This is a genomic window from Methylobacterium sp. NPDC080182, from assembly GCF_050281105.1.
GTDB lineage: Bacteria > Pseudomonadota > Alphaproteobacteria > Rhizobiales > Beijerinckiaceae > Methylobacterium.
In genome coordinates this window covers 205,638-219,141 of the sequence record NZ_JBNNWO010000010.1, presented here as the reverse complement: position 1 = coordinate 219,141, position 13,504 = coordinate 205,638, and the positions used below count along the sequence as shown (strand labels likewise).

29 protein-coding genes, 1 tRNA gene and 1 pseudogene are annotated in these 13,504 nt (G+C 67.2%); 3 read left to right on the top strand and 28 right to left on the bottom strand.

Annotated elements, in window-relative coordinates; translation table 11 throughout:
* Positions 1-280: 280 nt before the first annotated feature.
* The 3 genes from rocF to ACQKQD_RS19050 all read left to right on the top strand — a co-directional run bounded on the left by rocF (position 281) and on the right by ACQKQD_RS19050 (position 2,300).
* Positions 281-1,249: an arginase gene (rocF, locus tag ACQKQD_RS19060; protein WP_056527896.1), complete on the top strand. Its 969-nt coding sequence runs from the start codon at positions 281-283 to the stop codon at positions 1,247-1,249.
* Positions 1,249-2,109, top strand: coding sequence for an urease accessory protein UreD (locus ACQKQD_RS19055; RefSeq protein WP_427509257.1), 861 nt, complete (start codon positions 1,249-1,251; stop codon positions 2,107-2,109). Before rocF ends, ACQKQD_RS19055 begins: the two co-directional genes overlap by 1 nt.
* A gap of 117 nt (positions 2,110-2,226) precedes the next feature.
* A tRNA-Cys gene (locus ACQKQD_RS19050) sits at positions 2,227-2,300 on the top strand.
* Between the two features lie 32 nt (positions 2,301-2,332).
* Here the strand turns inward: ACQKQD_RS19050 and ACQKQD_RS19045 are convergent.
* The 28 genes and pseudogenes from ACQKQD_RS19045 to ACQKQD_RS18910 all read right to left on the bottom strand — a co-directional run.
* The gene (locus ACQKQD_RS19045; protein ID WP_427509256.1) at positions 2,333-3,406 is read right to left on the bottom strand and encodes a tyrosine-type recombinase/integrase; all 1,074 of its coding nucleotides are present in this window, start codon (positions 3,404-3,406) and stop codon (positions 2,333-2,335) included.
* Positions 3,403-3,687, bottom strand: coding sequence for a helix-turn-helix transcriptional regulator (locus ACQKQD_RS19040; protein WP_427509255.1), 285 nt, complete (start codon positions 3,685-3,687; stop codon positions 3,403-3,405). The genes ACQKQD_RS19045 and ACQKQD_RS19040 overlap by 4 nt, the downstream gene beginning before the upstream one ends.
* Complete coding sequence (locus ACQKQD_RS19035) at positions 3,674-3,862, bottom strand: hypothetical protein (protein WP_427509254.1); 189 nt, start codon at positions 3,860-3,862, stop codon at positions 3,674-3,676. Before ACQKQD_RS19035 ends, ACQKQD_RS19040 begins: the two co-directional genes overlap by 14 nt.
* Positions 3,859-4,599: a hypothetical protein gene (locus ACQKQD_RS19030; RefSeq protein ID WP_427509253.1), complete on the bottom strand. Its 741-nt coding sequence runs from the start codon at positions 4,597-4,599 to the stop codon at positions 3,859-3,861. The genes ACQKQD_RS19035 and ACQKQD_RS19030 overlap by 4 nt, the downstream gene beginning before the upstream one ends.
* Positions 4,596-4,844 (bottom strand): hypothetical protein, encoded by a 249-nt coding sequence (locus tag ACQKQD_RS19025; RefSeq protein ID WP_427509252.1) that lies wholly within the window; start codon positions 4,842-4,844, stop codon positions 4,596-4,598. Before ACQKQD_RS19025 ends, ACQKQD_RS19030 begins: the two co-directional genes overlap by 4 nt.
* Before the next feature lie 178 nt (positions 4,845-5,022).
* Positions 5,023-5,781 carry a hypothetical protein gene (locus ACQKQD_RS19020; RefSeq protein ID WP_427509251.1) on the bottom strand — a complete coding sequence of 253 codons (759 nt, stop codon included), beginning with the start codon at positions 5,779-5,781 and terminating at the stop codon, positions 5,023-5,025.
* A gap of 3 nt (positions 5,782-5,784) precedes the next feature.
* Complete coding sequence (locus tag ACQKQD_RS19015; protein WP_427509250.1) at positions 5,785-6,177, bottom strand: hypothetical protein; 393 nt, start codon at positions 6,175-6,177, stop codon at positions 5,785-5,787.
* The gene (locus ACQKQD_RS19010; protein ID WP_427509249.1) at positions 6,174-6,506 is read right to left on the bottom strand and encodes a hypothetical protein; all 333 of its coding nucleotides are present in this window, start codon (positions 6,504-6,506) and stop codon (positions 6,174-6,176) included. The genes ACQKQD_RS19015 and ACQKQD_RS19010 overlap by 4 nt, the downstream gene beginning before the upstream one ends.
* A 4-nt stretch (positions 6,507-6,510) precedes the next feature.
* Entirely contained in the window at positions 6,511-6,747 is a 237-nt protein-coding gene (locus tag ACQKQD_RS19005; protein ID WP_427509248.1) for a hypothetical protein, read from the bottom strand.
* A gap of 155 nt (positions 6,748-6,902) precedes the next feature.
* A complete protein-coding gene (locus ACQKQD_RS19000) occupies positions 6,903-7,109 on the bottom strand; it encodes a hypothetical protein (protein WP_427509247.1) in 207 nt (68 codons plus the stop codon).
* Positions 7,093-7,290, bottom strand: a complete 198-nt coding sequence (locus tag ACQKQD_RS18995) for a hypothetical protein (RefSeq protein WP_427509246.1) — start codon at positions 7,288-7,290, stop codon at positions 7,093-7,095. Before ACQKQD_RS18995 ends, ACQKQD_RS19000 begins: the two co-directional genes overlap by 17 nt.
* Positions 7,291-7,347: 57 nt before the next feature.
* The gene (locus ACQKQD_RS18990; RefSeq protein WP_427509245.1) at positions 7,348-7,824 is read right to left on the bottom strand and encodes a hypothetical protein; all 477 of its coding nucleotides are present in this window, start codon (positions 7,822-7,824) and stop codon (positions 7,348-7,350) included.
* A gap of 129 nt (positions 7,825-7,953) precedes the next feature.
* On the bottom strand, positions 7,954-8,325 hold the full coding sequence (locus tag ACQKQD_RS18985) for a DUF4031 domain-containing protein (protein ID WP_427509244.1): 372 nt from the start codon (positions 8,323-8,325) through the stop codon (positions 7,954-7,956).
* 7 nt (positions 8,326-8,332) lie between these two features.
* Entirely contained in the window at positions 8,333-8,764 is a 432-nt protein-coding gene (locus ACQKQD_RS18980; RefSeq protein ID WP_427509243.1) for a hypothetical protein, read from the bottom strand.
* Positions 8,761-9,234: a dCMP deaminase family protein gene (locus ACQKQD_RS18975; protein ID WP_427509242.1), complete on the bottom strand. Its 474-nt coding sequence runs from the start codon at positions 9,232-9,234 to the stop codon at positions 8,761-8,763. The genes ACQKQD_RS18980 and ACQKQD_RS18975 overlap by 4 nt, the downstream gene beginning before the upstream one ends.
* A complete protein-coding gene (locus ACQKQD_RS18970) occupies positions 9,224-9,373 on the bottom strand; it encodes a hypothetical protein (protein ID WP_427509241.1) in 150 nt (49 codons plus the stop codon). Before ACQKQD_RS18970 ends, ACQKQD_RS18975 begins: the two co-directional genes overlap by 11 nt.
* On the bottom strand, positions 9,373-9,789 hold the full coding sequence (locus tag ACQKQD_RS18965) for a recombination protein NinB (RefSeq protein ID WP_427509240.1): 417 nt from the start codon (positions 9,787-9,789) through the stop codon (positions 9,373-9,375). Before ACQKQD_RS18965 ends, ACQKQD_RS18970 begins: the two co-directional genes overlap by 1 nt.
* Positions 9,786-10,469, bottom strand: a complete 684-nt coding sequence (locus tag ACQKQD_RS18960) for a trna delta -isopentenylpyrophosphate transferase (RefSeq protein ID WP_427509239.1) — start codon at positions 10,467-10,469, stop codon at positions 9,786-9,788. The genes ACQKQD_RS18965 and ACQKQD_RS18960 overlap by 4 nt, the downstream gene beginning before the upstream one ends.
* The gene (locus tag ACQKQD_RS18955) at positions 10,453-10,875 is read right to left on the bottom strand and encodes an HNH endonuclease signature motif containing protein (RefSeq protein WP_427509238.1); all 423 of its coding nucleotides are present in this window, start codon (positions 10,873-10,875) and stop codon (positions 10,453-10,455) included. Before ACQKQD_RS18955 ends, ACQKQD_RS18960 begins: the two co-directional genes overlap by 17 nt.
* Positions 10,872-11,021, bottom strand: coding sequence for a hypothetical protein (locus ACQKQD_RS18950; RefSeq protein WP_427509237.1), 150 nt, complete (start codon positions 11,019-11,021; stop codon positions 10,872-10,874). The genes ACQKQD_RS18955 and ACQKQD_RS18950 overlap by 4 nt, the downstream gene beginning before the upstream one ends.
* A gap of 77 nt (positions 11,022-11,098) precedes the next feature.
* Positions 11,099-11,305, bottom strand: coding sequence for a hypothetical protein (locus ACQKQD_RS18945; protein WP_427509236.1), 207 nt, complete (start codon positions 11,303-11,305; stop codon positions 11,099-11,101).
* Positions 11,305-11,586: a hypothetical protein gene (locus ACQKQD_RS18940; RefSeq protein ID WP_427509235.1), complete on the bottom strand. Its 282-nt coding sequence runs from the start codon at positions 11,584-11,586 to the stop codon at positions 11,305-11,307. Before ACQKQD_RS18940 ends, ACQKQD_RS18945 begins: the two co-directional genes overlap by 1 nt.
* Before the next feature lie 166 nt (positions 11,587-11,752).
* Complete coding sequence (locus ACQKQD_RS18935; protein WP_427509234.1) at positions 11,753-11,995, bottom strand: hypothetical protein; 243 nt, start codon at positions 11,993-11,995, stop codon at positions 11,753-11,755.
* 1 nt (position 11,996) lies between these two features.
* Complete coding sequence (locus ACQKQD_RS18930; RefSeq protein ID WP_427509233.1) at positions 11,997-12,149, bottom strand: hypothetical protein; 153 nt, start codon at positions 12,147-12,149, stop codon at positions 11,997-11,999.
* A gap of 2 nt (positions 12,150-12,151) precedes the next feature.
* Entirely contained in the window at positions 12,152-12,457 is a 306-nt protein-coding gene (locus ACQKQD_RS18925; protein ID WP_427509232.1) for a hypothetical protein, read from the bottom strand.
* A gap of 12 nt (positions 12,458-12,469) precedes the next feature.
* Positions 12,470-12,856, bottom strand: a complete 387-nt coding sequence (locus ACQKQD_RS18920) for an HNH endonuclease (protein WP_427509231.1) — start codon at positions 12,854-12,856, stop codon at positions 12,470-12,472.
* A complete protein-coding gene (locus ACQKQD_RS18915; protein ID WP_427509230.1) occupies positions 12,856-13,074 on the bottom strand; it encodes a hypothetical protein in 219 nt (72 codons plus the stop codon). The genes ACQKQD_RS18920 and ACQKQD_RS18915 overlap by 1 nt, the downstream gene beginning before the upstream one ends.
* Positions 13,074-13,504: pseudogene (locus ACQKQD_RS18910) on the bottom strand (DUF7666 domain-containing protein); the annotation flags it as partial. The gene ACQKQD_RS18915 and the pseudogene ACQKQD_RS18910, both read right to left, overlap by 1 nt.

Genomic DNA, 13,504 nt, shown 5'->3' with positions numbered 1-13,504 from the left:
ACCATGATTCCAAGTTGTGAATGGTCGAGCGCCCGTTCCGGCAAGATTTCGCTGCGCGGGTCGTCACGGACGCCCGCGCGGCGTTGAGGGATGCGCGGCATCCGGCCAAGTTTCGGCCAGCCCGTTTTGGCCAGCCCGTCGTCCCGCGGCCGCCCCGGACACACCGTCACGGATCTTGCTGACCGATCCCGTCTCGCGGTCGGCGTCATCGGCCGTTTATGAGTCCGGGTGGTAGAGCGGCCGCGGAGAACGGTCGCTTCGTGACGGCGATGGAGGTGGGATGAGCGGCGAAGACCAGCCGGACCGGGCGCGCAGCATCGCGCTGATCGGGGCCCCGATCGAGGTCGGGACCAGCGAGGCCGGCGCCCTCATGGGCCCGGCGGCCCTGCGCACGGCCGGGCTGGTGCGGGCGCTCGCCGAACTCGGCCACGCGATCGCGGATCGCGGCGATGTCGCTCCGGACGGGCCCGCCGGAACGCGCGGGCTGGACGGTGTCGCCGCCTGGACGCGGGCCCTGTCCCGCGCCGTGGAGGATGCCCTCGACGCGGGGGCGCTGCCGCTGACCGCCGGCGGCGATCACAGCCTGTCCCTGGGCTCCGTCGACGGGGTGATGCGGCACTGCGCGCGGCGCGGCCAGCCCGTCTTCGTCCTCTGGCTCGACGCCCACGCCGACTTCAACACGCCGGCGACCTCGCCCTCCGGCAACGTCCACGGCATGCCGCTCGCCGCCCTGTGCGGCGAGCCGGGCTTCCCACCGCTGTTCGCCGAGCCGGCGCCGGCGCCCCTGCCGCCCGCCGACGTCCACCTGTTCGGCCTCCGGTCGATCGATGCCGGCGAGCGCGCCCTCGTGACGGCGCGCCGGGTCGGCGTCACCGACATGCGCACGATCGACGAGTTCGGCGTCGTGGCGCCCCTGCGGCGGGTGCTCGACCGCGTCGCCGCGCGGGGCGCGCACCTCCATGTCAGCCTCGACATCGACTTCCTCGATCCGTCGATCGCCCCGGCCGTGGGCACCACCGTTCCGGGCGGTGCCACCTTCCGGGAGGCCCATCTGATCATGGAGATGCTCCACGATTCCGGTCTGGTCCGCTCCCTCGACGTGGTGGAGCTCAACCCCTTCCTCGACGAGCGCGGCCGCAGTGCCCGGGTGCTGGTCGAGCTGGTGGCCAGCCTGTTCGGCCGGCGCATCCTCGACCGGCCGACCCTGCCGATCGAGGCCGTGCCGGCAGAGCCGGCCGGGCGCGCCTGATGCACGGCCCTCTCGCGCCCTCATCCGCGCCCGAGATGACCGCGCCCGCGCGCCAGCGCTCGGACGGGCGCGTCCAGCTGCGTGTCGGACTGGCCCGTCCGGGCGGCGGGACGCGCATCCTGGATCTGGCAGAAGCCGGGCCGTCGCGGCTGCGCTTCCCCCGGGGGACCGGCGCGCCGGAGGCAGTCCTCGTCAACACGGCGGGCGGCGTCGCCTGCGGCGACACCTTCGCCATCGACCTCACGCTCGAACCGGGGGCCGAGCTGGTTCTGACCACGACGGCGGCCGAGAAGATCTATCGCTCTGACGGCCCCGTGAGCCGCATCGTCAACACGCTGCATCTGGGGGAGGGGGCCGGCCTCGCCTGGTTGCCGCAGGAGACGATCCTGTTCGATCGGGCCCGGGTGCGGCGGCGCTTCGTGGCCGATCTCGCCGAGGGGGCCGCGCTGCTCGCCGTGGAAGTCGTGGCGTTCGGCCGCGCCGCCCGGGGCGAGCGGATCGGCGACGGGCTGTTCGCGGATTCCTGGCGGATCCGCCGGGGCGGGCGCCTCGCCTACGCCGACGACCTCCTCCTGGAGGGGCCGATCAGCGACCACCTCGCTCGCCCGGCCATCGGCGGCGGCGCCCGCGCCTGCGCGACGATCCTCGACCTCTCCGCCGGGGCGGAGGCGCGCCTCGAGGAGGCGCGGACCCGGCTGGCCGAGGCCGCGTCGCCCGGGACGACGGCGGCGGCGAGCGCCTGGAACGGCCATCTGGCGGTCCGCGCGCTGGGCGACGCGGTCGGGCCCCTGCGCGGGCTCGTCGCCCGCTTCCTCGCGGGCTACCGCGGCCTGCCGATGCCGCGGGTCTGGCAGAGCTGACGGGGTCCGCGCGATCCGGGCCTCGGGGCCGTTGCCTGCGACCGCCGACCTCTGCTAGAGACGCGCACCCGGAGCTGTCCGCCAAGCTCCGGACGGGACGGCAGCGCCGTTCGGGAAGGCCTCGTGGCGGAGTGGTTACGCAGAGGACTGCAAATCCTTGCACCCCGGTTCGATTCCGGGCGAGGCCTCCATCTTACCTCTACCCCCTTTGAAATCATAACGTTTATTCGTCCTCCGCTCCCAAATCTGGGGGCGGGGTTGGGCGCAGTCGGCTCGACAGCTTGGAATTGGCACTGTCGTTCAGAGTGCGATTTGAGGCTGCCCGCGTGTAGCGCTCGACCTCTGCCAGCGACCGATGGCCCGTGATGCTGGCGATCTCGTGAGGGGTGCAAAGCGCCTCGGCGAGCCGCCGGGCCGCAGCTTTTCTCAGCCCGTGGGTCACGCATTCGTCGGGTAGCCCGGCGGCACCGATGGCATCGGCCATCTTGTTGCCGAGCCCCTTCGTCGAGAATGCGTTGCCGTGCGCCGTGTAGAGGATTGATGCCGGGCCCCGGGGCCATGCCGCCAGGATCGCTAGCAGGTCCTCATGCAGCCGCAGATCAAGCTTTGTGCCGGTCTTGTCCTGCGTGACGCGGATCCGGTGGCCGTCGAGGCTCACGTCCGCCCATGACATGCGCGCCACATCCGACACGCGCTGGCCGGTGTAGATGAGCAGGGCGAACGCCGTTCGCTGCTGCGACCCGATGGGCCAGTGCGCCTCGAACGCCTCAATCTCCTCCTCAGACCACGTGTGATGCTCCCCTTCCTGCAACTTCTTGATATGCAGGGTCGGATCGTCCTTCCGGTATCCGAGATCGATCGCGCAGCGGATCAGGATGCGGAGCTTTTTCAAGGCATCGTTGGCTGCGGACGGCCGGTCCGCACGTTTGGCCATGATGAGCTTGACGTTGGCGCGGCTCATGTCGCGCACCTTGCGATGGCCGATCTTTTCGATGCGGATCAGTCGGTCAATGGCAAGGCGGTAGGCGCGCTTGGTCGGCGCTTTCAGGGCCTTGAACTCGGGGCTCTCGTAGTAGTCGGCCACTAGCCGATCCATCGTCCCCGGCTCGCCGCGGTGCTTCTCAGGCTCGGCCTCCGGCTGGGCGTCTCGCGCGGCCTCATAGGCGCTGATGAAGTCTCGGGTCCCCGGCGAGCCCGGTAACGGCACCCGCTTTCCCCGCCCGCGACGGAAATAGTACCGGACGGTCCCGTGCCGGTCCATGAAGTGATCGATGTAGGGTAGTCGGATCTTGCTCACCGGAAATCCGCCCAGGAGTCGCCGCTCTCGTCGACCTCAGCGTCGCGCTCCGGTAGCGCGTCGAAGTAGGCATCCAGCTTCAGGCGGTCCCATAGGACGCGGGAGCCGACCACCTTCGGGGACGGCATGCGGCGGTCGCGGACCATGGCGTCGAAGGTCGGGGCCGACACGCCGACGTAGCGGGCCGCCTCCATCCGGGAGAGCCCTTTCGGCGGGAACGGCAGGCCCCCGCGCGGCATCACCTCGGCAGGCTCGGACGAACGCACGCTACGCGCCTTCACGGTCTCGTCCTCCTGTGTTCTCTGATCGGGTCTCGGGGAGAGGGGCGGCCTTGTGGGGGCCAAGGATGCAGACGATCTCGTAGGCATAGGCCGCGAGAACGTGCAGGCTGATGGCGATCCAGATCAGCGCAAAGCCAGCGATGACCGCCATGAAAACTAAGACTGGGTTCGTCATCGCCCCTCCTCCTGCGTCAGGAGAGCGAGCTTCGCGGCTTCGGCGATGCGATGAGCGCACCGCCCGCCCCAGCGGTTGTCGGGGCACTGCCGGCCGACTAGGACTGTGTCGGTCCCGCAGGGGTTGCCGGTGGCCGTGCAGCGGGGCTCGTCGCCAGCGGCGTAGCCCGAGCCGACGATCCGGCCTTGTGAGGCATTCAGCAGGCGCTGCAGCCGTCGCAGATCGCCGCCGACAGCCATCATTGCGGCTTCGCGCCAGCGAGCGACGACCGCCTCTTGCACGTCCCGCATCGCCTTGGCGCCCTTCTCAGCCTGGAGGAGACGGGAGCGGAGTTGGGCGATCTCGGCTTCGGCGGCGGTCGCGCGGGTACACTCGTTGGCAGCGACGCCGATCCAGTGCCCCACGCGGCGAGCCAGGGGCGTCTCCTCAACGCCCTCTAGGGCTCGCTCAACGGCGGCGATCTCCTCACGCGCCTCATCCCGCTCCTTCCGTGCAGCTATGAGGTCTGCTTGGAGCTGGGCGAGCGGCCCGGCCAGAAGGGCGTCAGCAGCGCCGTACCACTTCCAGGCGTTAGCTCGCGCATCCTGCCCGGGCGAGGAGTACCCAACGCGCTGCCACTCAGCGAGGCCTTCGACCAATGAGGGCCTGAGAGCCGTTCGCATCGCCATCGTGTAGGCGATTTGCTCCTTCAGCTTGGTCTCCTCGGCCGTCGGGCCGGTATCGGGGGCGGGGGTCATGACCGACGCACCTTCTCCGCGGCGAGGGCTTTGACGCACTTCGGACAGGTGGCCGTACCGTCGCGATGTAGGATCCAGCCAGACTTGCGGGCCGCATTGCGAGAAGCGGCTCCAGTCTCAAAGTCGCAAATCTCCCACGGAAACTCGTTCCATGCGTGCTCAGGGTTTTCGTACTTGCAGTAGAGGTGCAGGTCGTAGGCGCCTGGGCAGTACTCGGGATGGTCTTTAAGGACGATCTTGCTCATCGATCCGCCTCCGTGGTGGACGGAGCGTCGGAGGGGGCGGCCGCACGAAGCTCGCGGATGACGTCCATCGCGAGATCAAGGGACGCGGAGTCGGCCTCTAGCCGGCTCCGACGAGCGGCCGTCATGACGACGGGTCGGATGCTCGCGAGGTAGAGCGCTCCATAGTAGAGCCAGGACATCACCGCACCTCCCCGCCAGCCTGAAGGGTGCGGAGGGCGAGTTCGATGCGAGAAGCCGCCTTGAGAAGCGTCGCCCTAACTTCTGGCGCCATGGTCGTGCTTTTGCACCGACGCCGGTAGTCCGCAGCGACCAACCCAGGCTGGGTATCAAAGCTGTCCAACCAGTCCTGCGCCTCCTCCACCGTCATCTGAGGATCGACTGGGGTCTGGTCGGGAGAGGACTTGGGCGTTGGCGAAGCTACGGCGAGGTATTCGCGGATCCAGCCGATGCAGGAGTCCACGGCGTGACCGAGCACCTGGGCCTGCGTCCACGGATCCTCGATGCCGCCCGCGTTCTTGGCGGCTGAGAGCCAGCGCATCACGGAGCGAAGTTCTCGATGGTCGGCCTCTGATCCTGTAGAGGCGACGAGCTTGCCGGAGCGGAGTACGGCGGCCCCAGCGTTAAGGATCGCTACCAACTCGGCGGCCTGCTCCTCGGTGGCCGCCATAAACAGCGGCTCTAGATCGTCCCGGTAGACGTTGCGCGGGACACGCCGCCCCTGGCGGAAGGCGCTCTTGGGCAAGATGGTGGCGATCGGCTCAGCCGCCGGCATCCGCGCCATGTACTGGGCGATCCAGGCGTCGCGCTTGTCCAGCGACGACGAGACGCTTTCGCCCGTCTCCCGGAGCCGTTCGAAATGTGCGGCTCCTTGCCCGTAGGCGTCGCGCAGGGCCTTCGCGAGATCGTCGCCGCCGAGGGGGGATGGGAGGTCAGACATGACTCATGCCTCCGATGTGGTGAGGGCGGCCTTGGTGAAGCCCCCGACGCCGCCGCACGCGGGGCAGTTCGGGATCGGCTCCGGCTCACACGCGCACACGGCGCAATCGCGGATGAGCATCAACGCTGGCAAGGCCACGATGCGACCTTCGGTAGCTCGATAAGCCTTGATCGCCGCCCGCGCGCGCAACCGGAAGGCATCAAGGATCGAAGCGTTCTTCGGGTCATCCCAGCGCGCCCGCGGGCCAGCGAGGCAATCGGCTGCCGCCGTCTGGCCGGCCGCGCGCAGCCGCGCCTCCTGGGCATCGTTCAAGTCCTCGTCGGCTTCGAAGATCGCGCGCGCGACGATCTCAATCAAATCGTCGCCGCCGAGGGGGGATGTGAGGGGCGCGCTCATCGGGAGGCCTCCCGCTGTGTGAGGACGGCACGATCCAGTCGCTCGATCTCGGCGAGGATCAGCGCGCCAGCCTTCAGGAGGTCACGGCGGCGGTCGGTCGGCTTCCACCAGTTCGCATTCCACGGCCAAAATGTGGGGCAGTAATTGTTCTTCCTGTCATCTGGATTTCGCCCAGCGCCGTAGGCGTAAGCCGCGGCTGCGCGAGCGATCTCCCCCTCGTCGTGCCGATCATCGTGTTGATGAGTCCAGCCCTCTGCCTCGACCTGCCGGCGGCGCTCCGCCAGCACGTCGACGGCAGCTTGAGTGAGGTTCAGCGTGGTCTCAGACATAGCGTCAGGCTTCCTCTGTTCGGGTCGCGTGAGGGGTGATCGGCTCGGCCTTGAAGCCGCCGCACGTGTTGACCGCGACGACGACCATGGCGGCGATGCCGCGCCAGCCCGGATCGCTGCCGTCGATCCAGCAGACGTCTTCGCCGTTGGCGTCCACGATCAGCCCCTTGCGATGCGGATGCTCTTGCCAAGGCAGAGGCGCGTCGGGGGCAAAGGCTTGAAACTGCTCCTGAGGGGTCACGGCGTTCTCCTACTTGCTGGAAGTTCGAATGAGGCAGCGCAGCCAAGTCCGCCTTGATCCGGCTGAGCGGACGGGCTTGTTGAGGCGCCAGGTCACCGCAGTGAGCGCGGTGCCGCCGAACATGGCGACGGTGAGCCAGGATGCGTCCGAGGCGGTCACTGCATCTTGGCCTTCATGGCCGCGACCTGAGCCTTGGCCCTTTCGAAAGCCTGCCGGGCCACATCGACGAGCCGATCAGGATCCTCGCCGCGAGCGATTATGTCGGCACGCAGCTCCTCTGGGCTCATCGCCAAGATCCGCTCGACGTGCATGTCGATCACGTCAGGATCGTCTTCCGGCAGCCGGTCAGTTGAGCGTGCCAACCTCGCCTCCGTAGCTGTCGAGTTCGGTCGTCGTGCCGTCCGCCGGGTGCAGGTTCGTGCTGTCGCAATGCGGGCAGTGAAGGCCATGGGCCCGCATGCGGACCTTCCCCCATCGGAAGGTCTGGCTGCACGTCAGGCAGCACCACTGCTGCTGCATGGGATCGGGCTCGTCTTCGCTCATGCGAACCATCCTCCGGTGTAGGCGAGCAGACAGGCGGCCAGGGCGAGGGAGGGGAGACTATTCATGGGCGCATGACCTTTCGGTCACCGCACTCTCGTGAACCGAACCACTTCGTGTTTCGGCCCTGCGGGCTTCGATTGCTTGCGCGGGCGCCACGAACACCACGCTGAGCGGATGAACTACGACGGGGTTGTCAAGGTCGTCGAACATCACGTGGACGTACTGGCGGGACGTGCCCGGGTAGACGATCTCGCCCTCGCGGCCTTCCCAGTCCTTGCCCTCGTTCCTGAGGGTGACGCGCTGACCGATGCGGGGATCGACCTTGTAGGCCTGGCGGATGTAGCCGTAGCCGTCGTCGGCGGGTGCGTCGCTCGACAGCCGCACGCTCGCAGCCCGCAGGTACTCGCTGAACGGCATGCTCAGGTCGGCATCGAGGTAGGCGCGATAGCGTGCGGCAGCCGACGATCGGGCAGACACTGGGCGCGTGTAGGACTGGCCCCACATGCGGAAGGTCACGTCGTAGAGACGGATCATCGCGAGGCCTCCTGCTCAGAGCTATCGGGGAGAGCGGCAGCAACAGCGCGACGGATGTCGAGCCAGAGGCTGATGAGCTTGACGCCGAGGCGGCCAGCGAAGGGGATGAGGAGCCCGAGGGCGAGGCACTCACCCATGGCTGGCCTCTCGCCTCGCGCGGCACTCGGCAACCTGCTTGAGCCGGTTCGCCCCGACAGCAGCTATCCTCGGATCGTCAGATGCGGCCTGCCGCTTGGCCTGCCATTCGAGGGGACCAAACCGGTCAGTCTCGATCGCGCCGGCAGAGACGGCCAACGCACGCTTGCTCGTGGCTATGTCGAAATGCACCCATGAGGCCAGTCGATGCTTGCCCCACGACAGCGTGGGATGCCCCTGGATCCACTTCCGCTGCACGCCGATGCGATCGACCATGGCGAGCAGTTCTTCGAGCGTGTCAGCCCACAGGTGGCACATGATCATGCGCCCGAAGGGGTGCACGGCGGGATCGACGTAGCAGGCCATCGGCGCCTCACTGGATGAAGGCGACGCAGCCAACGACGCAGGTCGCCGACAGGTGGCCGTTGTAGGAAGATCGCCGCCAGTGGACGAAGCCGCCGCAACCGGGACACGTGACCTTGCCGCTCTGGCCCTCTGAAGGGATGGCGGCCATCACGGACAGCGTGCGCGCGGCGGCTTCGGTGAACCGCTGCTCCTGCGCCTCGATATCCTCGAGGGTAGGCGTCACCTTCGCCTCGCAAACGAAGGCCGGATCTGCACCGTCCAGACATGGGATGGCGTTGAGCCAGCCGGTCTGCACCCGCGGGCCACACCGCTTCACCAGATCGACGCCGACGGCGCACGGCCGTGGGCCGAGGGCGCCATTCCAGTGCTTGCAGGTCGCCAGCTTCTTGGCCTTGCGAGCCGCATCGCGCTCCTCGCGCGTCGGGATCACCCGGTTCATGCCGCCACTCCCATCGCAGCGGCCTCGCGGCGCACGGCTTCCTCAAGCGCCTCGGTGGCAATGGCAGCCTCAGCGAACATCGTGGCAGCGGCTGAGAACTCGTCTGCCGGCATGGACGTGGTGCCGGCGCCGTAGACGACAGAGCGAATGCCGGCCTGGATCAGCGTGCGGGCACAGGCAGCGCACGGATGATGCGTGACGTAGGCGGTGCAGCCCTCGGTCCGGATGCCTTCTCTTGCGGCGAAGGCCACGAGATTGGCTTCCGCATGGCTGGCAAAGAGGTACTTCGCCGGCCGCTCGCGACGCTCGGGCAGATCGTCAACGCCAGCCGGCGGCCCGTTATAGGCCGTCAGGAGCACAGTCCGACCATTCGGGGCGACGAGGACGGCGCCGACCTGCGTGCTGTCCTTCGATTGCGTGGCGGCGTGCTGGGCGAACTCCATGAGGTAGGAAATCCAATCAGACATCATCACCTCCATCCTCAAGCCTGCGAGACGCCTCCCTCTCCTTGTCTTCCTCTCGAAGGTCCTGAACTGCGAACCACATGAGGAGGCCGAAGACGATCAGGCCAAAGGTGACGAAGCCAGCGAGGAAGCCGAGCCAGAACATCAGGCGGCCCTCGCAGTATCTGCTTGGATCAGCGTGGGATCGCTCCAAACGATGCTGTTTTCGGCGCCCCAGGCCGTCATGAACTCCAACAGGTCCGACATCTCGGATTTGCTGAGCTTGGACGACGACGTGCCGAGGGCGACGACGCCCTTGCCATCCAGGGCCGGAGCGAGCCGAAGCTCCTTGCCCAGCGCTGTCAGGAACAGGATCTTCCAGGCATCCGGCTCGTATCGCTGGCCGAAGTGCTCATGCTGCCGAGCGATGTCGGTGAGCATCGCCCAGAGCTTTGCGTTCTGATCCAGCGAGCGTTGGGGCTCGCGGAACTCGACGCGCGTCTTCTCCGGCGCAACGTCGATCCAGTGGTGTGCGCGAGCGCGGACGGCCGGTGTGGAAAGGATCAGAAAGGCCTTGCTCATCGCGAAGCCTCCGCAGCCGGCACGGGCTCAGCGTCCCGGCGTTCCTCGGCCAGCGTCAGAACGCGCTCGCGATCCGTCTCATCCAGGGCATCCAGATCCCGCTTGACGGCATCCAGGGCGAGCCAGCGAGTGACGGCCTTGTCACCAGCGACTTTCCAGAGCGCCGTCAGCATCTCGGAGGAGATCTCCTGCGAGCGGTTGCGCTGTATCGGCTTGCCGTTGGTGTGCAGGTCGTGGACGTTGCGGAGGTCGGGTTGACGCTGAGCCGGCGCGGCCGGCTGCCTGAAGTCGTCGCTCTCTTCCTCGCTGTAGGTGAGCCCGTGAAGGCCGGTCAGCTTCAGGATGAGGCGGTCACGGCCTCGCTTGAGAGCCATGGCGTAGACATAGGCGGCCTGCTTCCCGCTGACGCGGTAGTTCACGCCGATCAGCGCCTCGCCAATGTCCCAGTCCACGCGCTCGCCCATCCGAGCGGTGCAGAGGATGACAGCCTCATCCCGCTCAGCGCGCAGTATGGTAGGCGCGTCGAAGCTGATGTTTGCACGGGCGGCCACGCGCTCTAGCGCCCTGTGGTAGACGACCCAGGTGCCGTGGCAGTCCCAAATGACGCCCTTCTGATCGTGCGGATCCTCGCCGTAGGTGCGAAGGATCTCAGCGATGCGAGGATCAAGCTGCCGAGGCATTGCGAGCCCTCCAGGCGCGGATGTGATTGCGCATGCACTCGCGGCACGCGCGCCAGCCATTGCGGCGGTTCATCGTGTTTTCGGGCGTGAACTCGTGGCCGCGGATGCAGTGGGTCCGCATCGAATTGCGGTCCATCAGCGGACTGCGACGCAGGTTCTCTGCGCGCGTGACCGGTTCTAGGTGATCCGGGTTGCAGCAGATCCGCGTGCGGCAGAGGTGATCCAGATCCTTGCCGTCCGGCACAGGGCCGACGAGAAGCTGATAGGCAACTTGATGAGCCTTCTGCATCCGGCCTTCGAAGAACATCGACCCATAAGTTCCCGCCGAGATCGCACCGGTCCACAACCAGCAGCCTGAATTCGGCTCGGGCACGAACTTGTCGAAGAGGCGATCAAGATCATTCACGATGACGCCTCCTCAGAAGCTGTCTTGAGCGGCGAAAAATCGGGGCAGCGACCGTCGAAATTGATCCGATCGCAAAGGTTGTACGGAGGGTCCGGCGAGTACCGCGGATGCACGAAGCCGTAGCCCGGCTTGGTCGGGTGCTTCATGCAGCGGTATCGCCAGGGCTTGGTCTCAACGCGGGACGCGGGGTGAACCCACTCACACGCGTCGCAAAACACGTGGGTCATGGAGCGCAGACCCCGAGCAGGCCACGAGTGACCGCGGCGAACAGGAGGGCCAGCACAGCGCCGCAGAACCACCAGCCGAGGGCGTGGCGCTTCAGCTTACTCTCCGGCTTCGCGACTAGGCTGCCGAAGAAGCCTAAGGCTGATGCCAGCGCGAATGAGATCGACGTGCCGTAGCCGACGACAGCGATGATGCCGTTGCCCATCACGCCGCCTCCGCACGCTGTTCGATGCCGAGGTACGCAAGAGCTGCCTCAAGCGTGTCGAAGCGCTGTTCCCGGCCCGTCAGGGGCGAAGGAGCGCGGTCGTAGAGGATCGGGACCAGATCGACGGCCGTGCCCTCTGCCGGGCAAATGCAGGCCACTGCACGAGGCAGGTAGTCGACGTGGAAGATGCGGATCGTGCGGGAGCCGTAGACGGTCTCAGTGCGCCAGGGGCTCATGGCATCGACCTCGCCGCTGGCGTCGTGGGCCAGAAGTGCTCGCACTCGAACAAGCCCTTGCCCGCCGTGGCTTCCGAAAGAGGGATGTCTGCCCAGCGGAAAGCCGACCAAGACTGCCGGCATTCGCTCGGCTGCGTGCCGCTGGCCGGGCTCCGGTAGCAGCGGGACTTCAGCGGGCAGTCCTCGGTCCCGCACATCGTGATGTCAGGCATCACAGGCTCCCGACGCTGACGACGGCGGGAAGCGAGCGGACGGGCAGAACCTCATCCTCAAGGGCATCCAGCGTCTTGAGGTAGGCCTCGACGGCGTTGCGCGTGGCCGCCAGGGTCATCCGGCGCACCGCTGGCGTGTAGCCACCGACGTTGTGTCGATAGGCGTCGGCCATCCGAGCCACGTTGCCGGTGTGAGCGTGAAGGCTATCCCTCTCGCGGTAGAGATCGGTGATGTCGATCATGTCAGCCTCCAACTGCGATACGAATGGCAATGCCGACCACACGAAGAGAGCCGGCGATGATGAGGGCGATGCAGGCGATGATCGCGGCATCGTCTAAGTCGAAGCCCGGCTCGTCTTCGGGCTCGTAGAGATCCGGGGCGACGACTTCGGCCATGACTAGGCGGCCTGCTTCGCCATCTGGCGGAGACGACGGGCGCACTCGCGGTCGCGGCGCTTGCCGTCGTCGCGGGGCAGCGAGACCGCTTCGGGATATGTCTTGGCGTAATCGCGATTTGCTTTGCGCTGCAGCTTTGCCGCCTGCACGGTGGTCCGGCGCCCCAAGGCGCGATAAGTTTCGGTCAACCGACCGCCCTTGCGGCGCTGGCGCTTCGGGGCGGGCTTCTTGGTGACGGCCTTGCCTTCGACGGGCTCAACGTTCAGGCGAGCAAGCGCACGGGCAATGGTACGAATGAGAGACGACACGACGTCCTCCGGTTATCGGTTGAAGGGAGGGTTGCAGGTCTTGTTGAGAGGCGTCGTAGCTGGCTTCCTCGGCTGACCCTTCGGCAAGCCGCGCCCAACCATCCGACGCCGTGGCGCGTGAATGTTGTTGTGGCTGTCGAACCGACCGCGAGCTTCCGAACGGTCCGCCGCATCAAGAGCTGTCTTAAACTTGTGGCAGAGCTTGCAGAGCGCCGCGCAGTTCTCCAGCGTAGGATCGCCACCCATCCAATCGGGGATTACATGGTCGTACTCGACAGGCTTGCCTTGGCCGACCTCGACCGTGCAGCGAAGACCATTCGGCAGAATGCCTTCGCAGACAAAATTCGCGCGCTTGATTGCCTCGCGCTTCACGGCCGGCTTGAACTCGCGGCGAGCCATCAGATCGTCCCCGCCAGAGAGACAGACTGAGCCTTGCGCTGGATGCCCTGATTGAAGGCCTCTGCCGCAGACAAGAAGGCTCGGCGAAGATCGTCGAGAGAGGCGTCGTCAGAGCCAGCGTCAGAGGCTGGCTCGTCGAAGAACACGGCTACCGGCAGCTTCAGGCAGTCAGCGATAGCCTGAAGGCGGGTGTCGTTGTCGGAGATGGAGCGGGGCATCAGTTCGCCTCCACCGGTTCGCCGTCATCCGACAGGCGGTAGAAGACACCGGCCTTGATGCCGTTCTCGCCGACCTTTGACGCGAAGATCTTCCGGATCGCGCCGCTGAGCGGATCGCGATTGATGATGACGATGGCGCCGGTCTCATCGGCAGACGCAGATCCATGCTCGCCCAGGGCACAGGCAACGCTGTGTTTGCCGGTGGCGGACGCGGCACCCTGGTACCCGGTGGCGGACGCGGCACCCCGGTACCCGGTGGCGGACGCGGCACCCTGGTCCCCGGTGGCGGACGCGGCACCCTGGTCCCCGGTGGCGGACGCGGCACCCTGGTACCCGGTGGCGGACGCGGCACCCTGGTACCCGGTGGCGGACGCGGCACCCCGGTACCCGGTGGCGGACGCGGCACCCTGGTCCCCGGTGGCGGACGCCG